Below are 14,094 nucleotides of genomic sequence, written 5' to 3'. Positions count from 1 at the left end.
GTGAGGAGGGCTGCCTGAATGAACGCGGCGCTCTCACGTCCATCGCGAGCAGGCTCGCTCCTACATTAGGGATGTGTGCTAGGCGTGAAGTGTCATCTGCGCCTACACTGCCGATCCGCCAAAGGAGCCTGCCATGCTGATTGTTGCCGACGAAAATATTCCGCTGCTCGATGCCTTCTTCGAAGGTTTCGGCGAAATCCGCCGGGTGCCGGGACGTTCAATCGACCGCGCCACCGTCGAGCAGGCCGATGTGCTACTGGTGCGCTCGGTGACCAACGTCAATCGCGGGTTGCTCGAAGGCAGCAAGGTGCGCTTCGTCGGCACCTGCACCATCGGCACCGATCACCTCGACCTCGATTACTTTCAGCAGGCCGGCATCACCTGGTCCAGCGCTCCCGGCTGCAATGCCCGTGGCGTGGTCGACTACGTGCTGGGCAGTTTGCTGACCCTCGCCGAAATCGAAGGCGCCGATCTCACCCGGCGCACGTACGGCGTGGTCGGTGCCGGCGAAGTGGGCGGGCGGTTGGTCAAGGTTCTGCAAGGGCTGGGCTGGAACGTGCTGGTCTGCGATCCGCCACGGCAAGCCGCTGAAGGAGGCGATTTCGTCAGCCTTGAGCAGATCATCGAGCAGTGCGATGTCATCAGCCTGCACACACCGCTGAAAAAACACGGGGCCGGTTCGACCTGGCATTTGTTCGACCAGAACCGTTTGAACCAGCTCAAGCCCGGTGCCTGGCTGATCAATGCCAGCCGTGGCCCGGTGGTGGACAACGCCGCCCTGTGCGAGGTGCTGCTGCAACGCGAAGACCTGCAAGCGGTGCTGGATGTCTGGGAGGGCGAGCCTGAGGTCGATGTGGCACTGGCCGAGCTCTGCGTGCTGGCCACGCCGCACATTGCCGGTTACAGCCTCGACGGCAAGCAGCGCGGGACGGCGCAGATCTACCAGGCGTACTGCGATTTTCTCGAGCAACCGGCGCAGGTCCGCTTGAGCGATTTGCTGCCGGCACCGTGGTTGTCGCAGGTGACCTTGAACGCTGAGAGCGATCCTGCCTGGGCGCTGGCGATGTTGTGCCGTGGCGTGTACGACCCGCGCCGCGACGACGCGGATTTCCGCCGCAGTCTTGTGGGCAGTGTGAGTGAGCAGCGCGCGGCGTTTGATGCGCTGCGCAAGAATTATCCATCGCGGCGCGAGATTGACGGGTTGCAGGTGCGGATTGAGGGGGATTCGCCTGAGTTGCTGAAGATTGTGGCGGCGTTGGGCGCATCGGCTGTCTGAAAACCGAGTTGGCCCATTCGCGGGCAAGCCTCGCTCCTACAGGTTAGGCGTAATGTTGAAAATGGCGCCGATCGCTGTAGGAGCGAGTGGTGCGGCATCCCGACTTGCCCGCGAATGGTCACACCACAATTCCGGATCAACACCCACAAAAAACCCGGCCATCAGGGCCGGGTCAAGAAGACGGGGCTATATCAATCTTGTTTGGCAGGCTTGACCAATCGCTTTTCCAGTTCGCGGCAAGCGTCCTGGATCATGCCCTCAGTGATCGGTACTTCGCGGCCTTTTTCGTCAATGATTGAGCAACCCAGAGACTGATCTGGCTGTGTGCGGATCACTTGAATCTTGTCATCGCTGCTATTTTGCAAGGACATGGCCTGTCTCCTCTTCAGGTGTGTGCTTACTGTAGAACCGTCAGGTGACCGGGCTATGACAACTCCCTGCGATCTTTCCAGAGCGGCAACACCAGTCCACCAGAAATACCCAGACGTTGCCACCCGGACTTTAGACCAATAGCGTCTAGGAACTGGTCATCGCGGTCATAATTAACCTGACTCATTGTGATTTACAGCGTTCAACCCCATTGAACCGTCAGGCTGGCCCTATCAATTGTGTAACTGGATGAACCCGATGCTCTCTGCCCGTCACCGCCGCGCGATTCGCCTGGCCAGCCTTTTTCTCGCGCCCTATCGTTGGCAGGCCTTTGGCGCCTTGCTCGCGCTGGTCGTCACGGCCGGCATTACCTTGTCCATGGGGCAGGGGATTCGCCTGCTGGTGGATCAGGGGTTCATGACCCAGTCCCCGCACCTGCTCAACCAGACGATTGGTTTGTTCATGTTGCTGGTGATAGGCCTGGCGATTGGCACCTTCGCGCGTTTCTACCTGGTGTCGTGGATCGGTGAGCGTGTGGTCGCCGACATCCGCCGTCAGGTGTTCAACCATCTGGTTTATCTGCATCCCGGGTTTTACGAAGACAACCGCAGCTCCGAAATCCAGTCGCGGTTGACCGCCGATACCACGTTGCTGCAATCAGTGATCGGTTCATCGCTGTCCCTGTTCCTGCGCAATCTGCTGATGGTGATCGGCGGGATTGTGTTGCTGTTTATCACCAATCCGAAACTCACCAGCATCGTCGTTGTGGCTTTGCCGCTGGTGATTGCGCCGATCCTGATTTTCGGTCGCCGGGTGCGCAGCCTGTCGCGCCTGAGTCAGGACCGGATTGCCGATATCGGCAGTTATGTTTCCGAAACCCTGGGCCAGATCAAAACCGTGCAGGCCTACAACCACCAGACCCAGGACGAACAACGCTTTGCCGTGACCGTGGAAGAGGCGTTCAACACGGCACGCAAACGGATTTTCCAGCGGGCCTGGCTGATCACGCTGGTGATCGTGCTGGTGCTGGGGGCAGTCGGCGTGATGCTCTGGGTGGGTGGCATGGACGTGATGGCCGGGCGAATTTCGGCGGGGGAACTGGCGGCGTTCGTCTTCTACAGCCTGATTGTCGGCAGTGCATTCGGCACGTTGAGTGAGGTCATTGGTGAGTTGCAGCGCGCCGCCGGCGCTGCCGAGCGGATTGCCGAACTGCTGCGCTCGGAAAACATCATCCAGCCACCGGCGACTGGCCTGGTGACGTTGCCCGAGCGGGTGACGGGCAATCTCGTTCTGCAGGACGTGCGTTTTTCCTACCCGTCGCGCCCGGAAAGCTACGCCGTCGATGGCTTGAATCTGACCATCAAGGCGGGCGAAACCCTCGCGCTGGTCGGGCCGTCCGGTGCTGGAAAATCGACGGTGTACGACCTGCTGTTGCGTTTTTACGATCCTGCCGAAGGGCGCATCCTGCTCGACGGCGTGCCGCTGACTCAACTCGATCCATTGGACTTGCGCCGTTGTTTCGCGCTGGTTTCCCAATCCCCGGCGCTGTTCTTCGGCAGCATCGAAGAGAACATCCGCTACGGTAACCCGACAGCGACGCTGGAACAGGTTCAGGAAGCGGCGAAAATCGCCTACGCCCATGACTTTATCGAGGCGATGCCCCACGGTTATCAGACTCATTTGGGCGACGCAGGCCTCGGTTTGTCCGGCGGTCAGCGCCAACGCCTGGCCATCGCCCGAGCGCTGCTGGTGGATGCGCCCATCCTGCTGCTCGACGAAGCCACCAGCGCCCTCGACGCCCAAAGCGAACACCTGATCCAGCAAGCCCTGCCCAGCCTGATGAAAAACCGCACCACCCTGGTCATCGCCCATCGTCTGGCCACGGTTAAAAACGCCGACCGGATTGCGGTAATGGATCAGGGGAAACTGGTTGCGGTGGGCACGCACCAAGAGCTGATTGCGAGCAATGCGCTGTACGCGCGGTTGGCGGCGTTGCAGTTCAACGACGGGCATGAAGCGGCATGAATGAACGCTGCTGAATACTGCCGGGTTCGGGCATTATGTCGAGCTCAGTGCGAGCATGGATGAGGATATGAGCCGTTATCAACCACCGTTGACCCTGACCACTAAGATGCTCACGTTGATTGCCGAAATCAGTGAGCGGATCGGTCAACTTTCGGCTGTGGATGATCGACGGCAGACGCCTCAACTGCGGCGGGGTAATCGGATTCGCACGATTCAGGCTTCATTGGCGATCGAGAACAATACCCTGAGCATCGAGCAGGTGACTGCTGTTTTGGCAGGGCAGCGAGTGCTGGGATTGCCTCGGGAAATCCAGGAGGTGCGTAATGCCTTCACGGCTTACGAAGCCATGCCGGATTGGCAGCCGAGTAGTCGTGTTGATCTGCTTCGGGCGCATGAGTTACTGATGGGCGGCTTGATTGACGACTGTGGGCAGTTTCGCCGAGCCGGTGTGGGCATTTACCGTGGCGAGAAATTGGTTCATATGGCACCGCCACCGAGCCGCATTACGCATTTGATGGATGATTTGCTGGCGTGGCTCGGCGATTCTGATTGGCATCCGTTGATTATCAGTTGTGTCTTCCACTATGAATTCGAGTTCATCCATCCCTTCGCCGACGGCAATGGACGTATGGGGCGTCTTTGGCAGACATTGATTCTCAGTCGGTGGCGCCCGGTGTTGGCTTATCTGCCGGTCGAAGCCGTGATTCGAGAGCAGCAGGATGCTTATTACGCGGCGTTATCGGCAGCCGACCAAATGGCCGAGTCGACGCCTTTTGTCGAGTTCATGCTGCAAGCGTTGAGCCTTGCGCTTGATGAGGCGGTTAGAACCGAGCCGGTAACCGACCAAGTAGCCGACCAAGTAACCGACCAAGTAGCGAAACTGCTTCGTGCTCTTTGCGGAAGCGCTCCTGTGAAGGTTAACGATCTGATGGCCGAGCTCGGATTGGCTCACAAGGCGACATTTCGGGCCAACTACCTCAAGCCTGCATTGGTAGAAGGCTTGATTGAGATGACTGATCCTGATTCCCCCCGTAGCCCGGTGCAACGCTACCGCTTGACCGCGCAGGGCGAGCTTGTTGCAGCACGGTGCAGATCCAGGTAGATGCGCCATAAAAAATGCCCGCATTTCTCAATGCGGGCATTTTCGTTTTCGCCTCAGACAGGCTTATTGATCATCAAAATAGCGCTCATGCCAATCCACCAACGGCTGTGGCGAGTTGAGCTTCTGGCCGTAGATCACCGAGTACGACAGCACGTTTTGCACGTATTGGCGGGTTTCGTCGAACGGGATGCTTTCCACCCAGACGTCGAAGCTCAGGTGATCCGCACCGCGCAGCCACTGACGCACGCGCCCCGGGCCGGCGTTGTAGGCGGCGGAGGCGAGGACGCGGTTGCCGTTGAACTGGCTGTGCACCTGGCTGAGGTACGCGGCGCCGAGCTGGATGTTCTTGTCCGGATCGAACACCTGCTGTGGCGAGGCCAATGGGATGCTGAACTTGCGTGCGGTTTCCTTGGCGGTGCCCGGCATCAGTTGCATCAGGCCGCTGGCGCCTACGCCTGAGCGGGCGTCGGCCATGAACGCGCTTTCCTGGCGGGTAATGGCGAATACCCAGCTCGAATGCAGGCCGCGAACCTTGGCTTCACGCACGAGGGTTTCGCGGTGGGCCATCGGGAAGCGGATGTCCAGATCGTCCCAATACTGCGCCTGACTGATGGTGCGGATCGCCGGGAAATACCATTTCAGGTCGTAGGCCAGTTTGGCCTGGGCGACCATTTCGTCACGGTTGAAGTGGCGGCTGACGTGATACCACTCACGACGCCCATCGACGATCTGCCCGCGCGCATGGAATTCCAGGGCGCGACGCACGCCCGGCGTGTTGCGAACCTTGTTGATCAGCGCCTGGCTCAATACCAGCGGCTTGTTGTTCAGCGAGTAAGGCAGCTGCGAACGGTCGGCAGCGAGGAAACCGTAGAAGTCACGTTCACGAGCGAGGCCTTTATAAAGCGTCTGCGCCTCCGGGTTCTGCGGTTGCGCCAGTTCCAGGCTGCGGGCCTGCCAGTAACGCCAGCGGTTGGTGGTCGCCAGGTCCTGAGGCAAACGGCGGGTCAACTGATAGGCATCGTCCCAGCGGGCCAGGCGCAGCAACAGGCGCAAGCGCCACTCGGACACGGTGTTGTCACGCAATTCCGGGTCGTACTTGGTCATCACGTCCAGCGCGCGACTGTCGAAACGGCGAGCGAGGGTCAGGCCGATTTCCCGGGCGATCGCGACTTTTTCGTCACGGGAGAAATGCATGCTGCTGGCGTAACCGTCGAGCAACGCCATGGCCTTGTCCGGGTCTTGCTTGGCCAGGCGGCGCAGGCCGAGGCTGACGATGTCGGACATCGGTTCGTCGGCCGGTGTGAAACGCGACGGCTGGTTGAGCAATTCGGGTTTCTGCGCCACGTCCACCAGCAAACGGCCGCGAGGGGCGAGGGTGGTCAGGCCGTTGACCAGGCTGTTGGCCAGCGGATAGTTGCGCGCCTGGGCGGCAAGCTTGGTGCGTTCCCAGCGTTTCTGTTCGGTCAGTTGGCCTTCGGCAGCCCAGACCCCGAACAAACCGTCGCACGCCGCAGGCAGGGATTTTCCAGTCAGCCAGAGCTTATTGGCGTTGGCGTAGCCTTCGGATTTCAGGTTGTGCCCGATCTGGTACTGGGCGTTCAGGCAGTCCAGCTCGGTGAAATTCAGCTTGGAATCGTAGTACTTGACGAAGGTCGCCCATTCGCCGCGATCGGCCAGCCAGCGCAACCAGCGCAATTTCATCCAGTTGGCTTGCGGCAAGTCACCGTGTTCGGCGAGGAATTTTTCGATCTCGGCGTTGCTCGCCGTTTTCAGGCGTGCGGTCAGTTCGTCATAGGCCAGGTACGGCTCCAGCGGGTAGTCGCTGAGCGCCTTGCTGTAACGGAAGTACGGGCCGGTATCACCCTTGGCCAGGGCGCGCTTGGCTTCATCGTAATACTGGCGTTGGGTGGACAGGTCCACCGCCTGGGCAGTTTGAACGGCAGCGGCAGAGAGAAGAAAGCAGGATAAAAGACTGAAAAGGCGACTGCGCATGAGACGTCCGGGCAGAGAAATCATGACAAGTGCGAGGCATGCCCGCACTGAATAATCTGTAGCTTAGCCTTTTGCCAGCAACCGGCGAAAGCTTTGCGGGCCTGTCAGCATCAGTTCGCAACATTTGTCATGCAGAGTGCCCCGAAGGTGAAATTGCCGGCCTTCTGAAGCCTCAAGTCAGGTAGAATGCGCGCCCGGTTTTTGGAGAAGCTCATGACCCTGCTCAAATTCAGCGATGTGTCCCTTGCTTTCGGCGCTATGCCGTTGTTGGACAAGGTGTCCTGGCAGATCGCCCGTGGTGAGCGGGTGTGCATCATCGGCCGCAACGGCACTGGCAAGTCCAGCATGATGAAGCTCGTCAAGGGCGACCAGAAGCCTGACGACGGCTCCGTGTGGCGCGCACCCGGCCTCAAGATTGGCGAATTGCCGCAAGAATTGCCGGTAGCCGACGAGCGGACCGTGTTCGACGTAGTGGCTGAAGGCCTGGACGGTGTCGGTGCGCTGCTTGCCGAGTATCACCACCTGAGCCAGAACATCGTCACCGACGCCGACCTGGACAAGCTGATGCACGTCCAGCACGACCTCGAAGCCCGCGACGGCTGGCGTTTGCAAACCCTGGTCGACAGCACCCTCAGCCGCCTGCAACTGCCGGCCGACAAGACCCTCGCCGAATTGTCCGGTGGCTGGCGTCGTCGCGTCCTGCTGGCGCAAGCGCTGGTGTCCGAGCCCGATCTGCTGCTGCTCGACGAACCAACCAACCACCTGGACATCGGTGCGATTGCCTGGCTCGAAGAAGCGCTGAAGGATTTCCAGGGCGCCGTGCTGTTCATCACGCACGACCGTTCCTTCCTGCAAAACCTCGCGACCCGCATTCTTGAACTGGATCGCGGTGGCTTGATCGACTGGAACGGCGACTACGCCAGTTTCCTCGTGCACAAAGAAGCCGAACTGGCCGCCGAGGCCACCGCCAACGCGTTGTTCGACAAGAAACTGGCCCAGGAAGAAGTCTGGATCCGCCAGGGCATCAAGGCCCGTCGCACCCGTAATGAAGGCCGCGTCCGCGCCCTGAAAGCATTGCGCGTCGAACGTAGCGAGCGTCGTGAGCGCACCGGCAAGGCCAACATTCAGCTGGACACCGCTGACAAGTCCGGCAAGCAGGTGATGGTCCTCGAGAACGTGAGTTTCGCTCACCCGGGCGGTCCGTTCCTGATCAAGGATTTCTCGATGGTCCTGACGCGCGGCGACCGTATCGGCCTGCTCGGCGCCAACGGTACCGGCAAGACCACGCTGCTGAAGCTGATGCTCAGCGGTCTGCAACCGACCAGCGGCAAAGTGGAAGAGGGCACGCGCATCGACGTGGCGTACTTCGACCAGTTGCGCCATCAGCTGGACCTGGAAAAGACCGTGATCGACAACGTGGCCGAAGGTCGCGACTTCATCGACATCGATGGTCAGAGCCGTCACGTGCTGAGTTACCTCGGCGACTTCCTGTTCAGCCCGCAGCGTGCCCGCACGCCGGTCAAGGCGCTGTCAGGTGGTGAGCGTGCGCGTCTGTTGCTGGCGAAACTGTTCAGCAAACCGGCCAACCTGCTGGTCCTCGACGAACCGACCAACGACCTCGACGTGGAAACGCTTGAACTGCTGGAAGAGGTTCTGCTGACCTTCAACGGCACCGTGCTGATGGTCAGCCACGACCGGGCATTCCTCGACAACGTGGTCACCAGCACGCTGGTCTTCGAAGGTGAAGGCAAGGTTCGCGAATACGTCGGTGGTTATCAGGACTGGCTGCGTCAGGGTGGTTCGCCGCGCCTGCTGGGCGTGACCGAGAGCAAGTCCGGCAAGGCTGACCTGACGTCGGCGGTCGTGACGGCTGAGCCTGCACCGGTTGTGGCAGCGGTCGAAGCGCCGGTGGCGAAGAAGAAACTCAGCTACAAGTTGCAGCGTGAGCTGGAAATGTTGCCGAGCCAGATCGAAGCCATGGAGCAGCAGATCGCCGTCGTTGAGGCCCAGATGGCCGATGCTGGCTTCTATCAGCGTCCTGCTGCCGAGACGGCCGCAGTGATCGCTCAGTTGGAGCAGTTGCAGGCTGAGCTCGACGTGATGGTCGAGCGTTGGGCCGAGCTGGATGCCTGATTGATCCTGCAATAAAAAAGCCCGGCGCTCAGTGATGAACGCCGGGCTTTTCATATGCGATCCCTTGTAGGAGCCGGCTTGCTGGCGATCGCGGTTTGTCAGCTGGCATTGATGTCGACTGATGCACCGTGATCGCCAGCAAGCCGGCTCCTACAAGGATCGGTTATCAGCTTTTGTTTTGCAGGCGCACGGCAAGTACGTCGCAAGGTGCGCCGTGCAGTACGTCATTGGCGGTGGAGCCCAGCAGCAATGCCAGGCCATGCCGGCCATGGCTGCCCACCACGATCAGGTCGCAGGTCTGCTCTTTGGCCAGGTGATGAATCTCCTGGCGTGGCTGGCCGTAGGTCAGGTGGCTGTACTCTTTGGAGAGTTCCGGGTACTTCACGATCAGCCGGTCAAGACGTTCCTTGGCCTGATCGAACTGTTGCTGCTGCAACTGGGAAAGGTCCATCGGCACGTCGCCGCCAAAGGCCATGGCCATCGGTTCGACAATGTGCACCAGGGACAGTTTCGCGCCGTTGCTCACCGACAGTTCGCGAGCTCGGTGGATGACAGGGTCGCACTCTTCGGTCAGGTCTACAGCGACCAGAATGTGGTTGTAGGGCATGAGGTGCTCCTCCTGAGGATTGCAATATTGGTAAGTATGGCTGGTTTCAAGCGCAGTGTTTTCAAAGTGACTCAAAGCGCTCATCAAGAATCGGGAGTACAGATATGACGGTCTGGATAGTGGTGTCAATCCTGTTGGTGGTTCTCAGTCCGCTGGCGTGGTTGCGTCCGTCCCGTGGGCAGAGCGGCCGCATGGCCCTGCGCATGGAGGCGCGACGCATCGGGCTGGCCATGCAGCTGGCGCCTCAGGAGTGGCCGCACTGGCTGAGCCAGGAACCGCCGAGCCCTTGCGCGCAGTACCATCGACCGCGTCGCGGCAATCAACCGGCGTGCTGGAGTTACTGGCAAAAGTCGCCGGGCGTTTGGGTGAATCAGTGGCAGGAGGTCTGCGAGGATCCGGCGTTGCTGATTCATTTCGAAAAGTTGCCGGCCAACGTCTACAAGGTCGAAGCGGACAAGCAGATGATCACGTTGTACTGGGGCGAGAAGGGTGAAGCGACAGTTTTGCAACAAATCGATGCAACCCTCAAAGCATTAGCCTGACTCTCGATCCCCTGTAGGAGCGAGCGGTGCGGCGATCCGACTTGCCCGCGAAGGCGTCCAACCTGACACACCGCTTTCGCGGGCAAGCCTCGCTCCTACGATTGTCCAGGCAATAAAAAGCCCGACATTCAACATCGGGCTGGAGTTGGCCAGGCAGGCCGGTAATTCGCTGTGCGCTGATCTTACGCCGGGCATTCGCCGACGCGTTCATATTTTTTCCTCAACCTCCCGCCCAGCGTAGCCCGTTAAACAAAGGCTGCCGTGAATTAGGGCGACTTTTCTAACTATTGATTCTATGAATGGCCTCACATGCAGCCGGGTGTTGCAGGTCTTCGTGTTACGGAAATGACCGGAAAGTCGCGTTTCAACCCGTGTTTTGGGCGATTGACAATTGTCGGAAATTCCGTGAAGGTGACGTACCCAAATCAAACGGGCGTATGAATTGAGCGTTTGTATTTCAGATCGCTCCTACAGAATCCCGACTATCGCGTTGGCGGGTGTGCCGGGTGGATTGGCGTAGCATCGACGATAAACGTCACTGCCAAGCCATTCGCCTGCTTCCGACGTGTACTGTTCAGCTTCCATATCGTGGAGATCAGTTGATGATTTACGAAGGTAAAGCCATCACGGTTAAGGCTCTTGAAAGTGGCATCGTCGAATTGAAATTCGACCTCAAGGGTGAGTCCGTCAACAAGTTCAACCGTCTAACCCTGAACGAACTGCGTCAGGCCGTAGACACCATCAAGGCAGATGCTTCGATCAAGGGTGTGATCGTCAGCAGCGGCAAGGACGTGTTCATCGTCGGCGCCGACATCACCGAATTTGTCGAGAACTTCAAGCTGCCGGATGCAGAGCTTGTCGCTGGCAACCTCGAAGCCAACAAGATTTTCAGCGATTTCGAAGACCTCAACGTCCCGACTGTCGCCGCGATCAACGGCATCGCCTTGGGTGGCGGTCTGGAAATGTGCCTGGCGGCGGACTACCGCGTCATGTCCGTCACGGCCAAGATCGGTCTGCCGGAAGTCAAACTTGGTATCTACCCGGGTTTTGGCGGCACTGTGCGCCTGCCGCGCCTGATCGGTGCCGACAACGCCATCGAGTGGATTGCCGCCGGTAAGGAAAACCGTGCTGAAGACGCGCTGAAAGTCGGCGCAGTCGATGCAGTGGTTGCCCCTGAGAAGTTGCAGGAAGCCGCTCTGGAACTGATCAAACGCGCCATCTCCGGCGAGTTCGACTACAAGGCCAAGCGTCAGCCGAAGCTGGAAAAGCTGAAACTGAACGCCATCGAACAAATGATGGCTTTCGAAACCGCCAAAGGTTTCGTGGCAGGCCAGGCTGGCCCGAACTACCCGGCACCGGTTGAAGCGATCAAGACCATCCAGAAAGCTGCGAACTTCGGTCGCGACAAAGCGCTGGAAGTCGAAGCCGCCGGTTTCGTCAAACTGGCCAAGACCTCTGCCGCGCAGAGCTTGATCGGTCTGTTCCTGAACGACCAGGAACTGAAGAAAAAGGCCAAGGCCTACGACGAAATCGCCAAAGACGTGAAGCAGGCTGCCGTATTGGGCGCCGGCATCATGGGTGGCGGTATCGCTTATCAGTCGGCCTCCAAAGGCACGCCGATCCTGATGAAAGACATCAACGAGCACGGCATCGAGCAAGGCCTGGCTGAAGCCGCCAAGCTGCTGGTCGGTCGCGTTGATAAAGGTCGCATGACCGCGGCGAAAATGGCCGAAGTGCTCAACGGCATTCGCCCGACCCTGTCCTACGGCGACTTCGGTCACGTTGACCTGGTGGTTGAAGCGGTCGTCGAGAACCCTAAGGTCAAGCAGGCTGTGCTGGCTGAAGTGGAAGACAAGGTCAAAGAGGACACCATCCTCGCGTCCAACACCTCGACCATTTCCATCACCTTGCTGGCCAAAGCCCTCAAGCGTCCGGAAAACTTCGTCGGCATGCACTTCTTCAACCCGGTGCACATGATGCCGCTGGTTGAAGTGATTCGTGGCGAGAAGTCCAGCGAGCTGGCCGTTGCCACTACCGTTGCCTACGCCAAGAAAATGGGCAAGAACCCGATCGTCGTCAACGACTGCCCGGGCTTCCTGGTCAACCGCGTCCTGTTCCCGTACTTCGGCGGCTTCGCCAAACTGGTCAGCGCCGGTGTGGACTTCGTCCGTATCGACAAGGTCATGGAAAAATTCGGCTGGCCGATGGGCCCGGCGTACCTGATGGACGTGGTCGGCATCGACACCGGCCACCACGGTCGCGACGTTATGGCTGAAGGCTTCCCGGACCGCATGAAAGACGACCGCCGTTCGGCTGTCGACGTGCTCTACGAAGCCAAGCGCCTGGGCCAGAAGAATGGCAAGGGCTTCTACGCCTACGAGACCGACAAGAAGGGCAAGCAGAAGAAAGTCGCCGATCCGTCGGTACTGGAAGTGCTCAAGCCAATCGTCTTTGAACAGCGCGAAGTGACTGACGAAGACATCATCAACTGGATGATGATCCCGCTGTGCCTGGAAACCGTGCGTTGCCTGGAAGACGGCATCGTCGAAACCGCTGCCGAAGCCGACATGGGTCTGGTCTACGGTATTGGTTTCCCTCCATTCCGTGGCGGTGCGCTGCGCTACATCGATTCGATCGGTGTTGCCGAGTTCGTTGCCCTGGCTGACCAGTACGCTGATTTGGGCGCGCTGTACCACCCGACCGCAAAACTGCGTGAAATGGCCAAAACCGGCCAACGGTTCTTCGGTTAAGCGTCCCAACTTTTGAGCGAGAGTGAAATTTTATGAGCTTGAATCCAAGAGACGTCGTGATTGTCGACTTCGGTCGTACTCCGATGGGCCGCTCCAAGGGCGGCATGCACCGCAACACCCGTGCTGAAGATATGTCGGCACACCTGATCAGCAAATTGCTGGAACGCAACGTCAAGGTCGACCCGAACGAAGTCGAAGACGTGATCTGGGGCTGTGTGAACCAGACCCTGGAGCAGGGCTGGAACATCGCTCGCATGGCGTCGCTGATGACTCAGATCCCGCACACCGCTGCCGGCCAGACCGTCAGCCGCCTGTGCGGCTCGTCGATGAGCGCTCTGCACACTGCTGCGCAAGCGATCATGACCGGCAACGGTGACGTATTCGTCGTCGGCGGCGTCGAGCATATGGGTCACGTGAGCATGATGCACGGTGTCGATCCGAACCCGCACATGTCGCTGTACGCGGCGAAAGCCTCGGGCATGATGGGCCTGACCGCTGAAATGCTGGGCAAAATGCACGGCATCACTCGCGAACAGCAGGACGCTTTCGGCGTGCGCTCCCACCAGCTCGCCCACAAGGCGACTGTGGAAGGCAAGTTCAAAGACGAAATCATCCCGATGCAGGGCTACGACGAGAACGGTTTCCTGAAACTGTTCGACTACGACGAAACCATTCGTCCGGAAACTACCCTGGAAAGTCTGGCGGCGTTGAAGCCAGCGTTTAACCCGAAGGGTGGCACCGTGACAGCCGGTACTTCGTCGCAAATCACCGATGGTGCTTCGTGCATGATCGTGATGTCGGCGCAGCGTGCACAGGATCTGGGTATCCAGCCTCTGGCGGTGATTCGTTCGATGGCAGTGGCAGGTGTGGATCCGGCAATCATGGGCTATGGTCCAGTACCGGCAACACAGAAAGCACTGAAGCGCGCGGGCCTTGGCATCAACGATATCGACTTCTTCGAGCTCAACGAAGCTTTCGCTGCACAGGCCCTGCCAGTGCTGAAAGATCTGAAAGTGCTCGACAAGATGAACGAGAAGGTTAACCTGCACGGCGGCGCGATCGCCCTGGGTCACCCGTTCGGTTGCTCCGGTGCGCGTATCTCCGGCACTTTGCTGAACGTGATGAAGCAAAATGGCGGCACCTTCGGGGTAGCCACCATGTGCATTGGTCTCGGCCAAGGCATCTCCACCGTCTTCGAACGCGTTTAAGCGTTCCGTTGACGGAAGCCGGGGCCAAGTGCCCCGGTTTTTGTTTTTCCGGATTTATTTTGTTTTTATTTTGAAAAAATTTGAGTGAGG

Annotated in this window: 10 protein-coding genes; 7 read left to right on the top strand and 3 right to left on the bottom strand. The window is 59.3% G+C overall.

The window, feature by feature from the left end:
• The first annotated feature begins 133 nt into the window (after nucleotides 1-133).
• Nucleotides 134-1,276 (top strand): 4-phosphoerythronate dehydrogenase PdxB, encoded by a 1,143-nt coding sequence (gene pdxB, locus KGA97_RS17450; RefSeq protein ID WP_223481154.1) that lies wholly within the window; start codon nucleotides 134-136, stop codon nucleotides 1,274-1,276.
• A gap of 191 nt (nucleotides 1,277-1,467) precedes the next feature.
• Here pdxB and KGA97_RS17445 read toward each other — a convergent pair whose 3' ends face one another.
• Complete coding sequence (locus tag KGA97_RS17445; RefSeq protein WP_008037721.1) at nucleotides 1,468-1,647, bottom strand: PA1571 family protein; 180 nt, start codon at nucleotides 1,645-1,647, stop codon at nucleotides 1,468-1,470.
• A gap of 247 nt (nucleotides 1,648-1,894) precedes the next feature.
• Here KGA97_RS17445 and KGA97_RS17440 point away from each other — a divergent pair, with 247 nt between their 5' ends.
• Nucleotides 1,895-3,670 (top strand): ABC transporter transmembrane domain-containing protein, encoded by a 1,776-nt coding sequence (locus tag KGA97_RS17440; RefSeq protein WP_162130706.1) that lies wholly within the window; start codon nucleotides 1,895-1,897, stop codon nucleotides 3,668-3,670.
• 67 nt (nucleotides 3,671-3,737) lie between these two features.
• Nucleotides 3,738-4,772 (top strand): Fic family protein, encoded by a 1,035-nt coding sequence (locus KGA97_RS17435; RefSeq protein ID WP_008037719.1) that lies wholly within the window; start codon nucleotides 3,738-3,740, stop codon nucleotides 4,770-4,772.
• A 63-nt stretch (nucleotides 4,773-4,835) separates the two neighbouring features.
• Here KGA97_RS17435 and KGA97_RS17430 read toward each other — a convergent pair whose 3' ends face one another.
• Nucleotides 4,836-6,764, bottom strand: a complete 1,929-nt coding sequence (locus KGA97_RS17430; protein WP_223481153.1) for a transglycosylase SLT domain-containing protein — start codon at nucleotides 6,762-6,764, stop codon at nucleotides 4,836-4,838.
• 213 nt (nucleotides 6,765-6,977) lie between these two features.
• On the opposite strand from KGA97_RS17430, the gene KGA97_RS17425 reads away from it, so the two are divergent.
• The gene (locus KGA97_RS17425; RefSeq protein ID WP_223481152.1) at nucleotides 6,978-8,897 is read left to right on the top strand and encodes an ATP-binding cassette domain-containing protein; all 1,920 of its coding nucleotides are present in this window, start codon (nucleotides 6,978-6,980) and stop codon (nucleotides 8,895-8,897) included.
• A 166-nt stretch (nucleotides 8,898-9,063) separates the two neighbouring features.
• Here KGA97_RS17425 and KGA97_RS17420 read toward each other — a convergent pair whose 3' ends face one another.
• On the bottom strand, nucleotides 9,064-9,504 hold the full coding sequence (locus KGA97_RS17420) for a universal stress protein (protein WP_008028495.1): 441 nt from the start codon (nucleotides 9,502-9,504) through the stop codon (nucleotides 9,064-9,066).
• Nucleotides 9,505-9,608: 104 nt separating this feature from the next.
• Between KGA97_RS17420 and KGA97_RS17415 the strand changes: the two genes are divergently transcribed.
• The 3 genes from KGA97_RS17415 (at nucleotide 9,609) to fadA (ending at nucleotide 14,004) form a co-directional block, all read left to right on the top strand.
• The gene (locus KGA97_RS17415; RefSeq protein WP_008028493.1) at nucleotides 9,609-10,046 is read left to right on the top strand and encodes a hypothetical protein; all 438 of its coding nucleotides are present in this window, start codon (nucleotides 9,609-9,611) and stop codon (nucleotides 10,044-10,046) included.
• 602 nt (nucleotides 10,047-10,648) lie between these two features.
• Nucleotides 10,649-12,796, top strand: coding sequence for a fatty acid oxidation complex subunit alpha FadB (fadB, locus tag KGA97_RS17410; RefSeq protein ID WP_207285084.1), 2,148 nt, complete (start codon nucleotides 10,649-10,651; stop codon nucleotides 12,794-12,796).
• A gap of 32 nt (nucleotides 12,797-12,828) precedes the next feature.
• On the top strand, nucleotides 12,829-14,004 hold the full coding sequence (gene fadA, locus KGA97_RS17405) for an acetyl-CoA C-acyltransferase FadA (protein ID WP_008028488.1): 1,176 nt from the start codon (nucleotides 12,829-12,831) through the stop codon (nucleotides 14,002-14,004).
• Nucleotides 14,005-14,094: the final 90 nt, after the last annotated feature.

It is taken from the genome of Pseudomonas sp. BF-B-15, from assembly GCF_019946675.1.
GTDB lineage: Bacteria > Pseudomonadota > Gammaproteobacteria > Pseudomonadales > Pseudomonadaceae > Aquipseudomonas > Aquipseudomonas migulae.
Note: the sequence above shows the minus strand (reverse complement) of the source record. Positions and strands in the feature narration are given on the sequence as shown.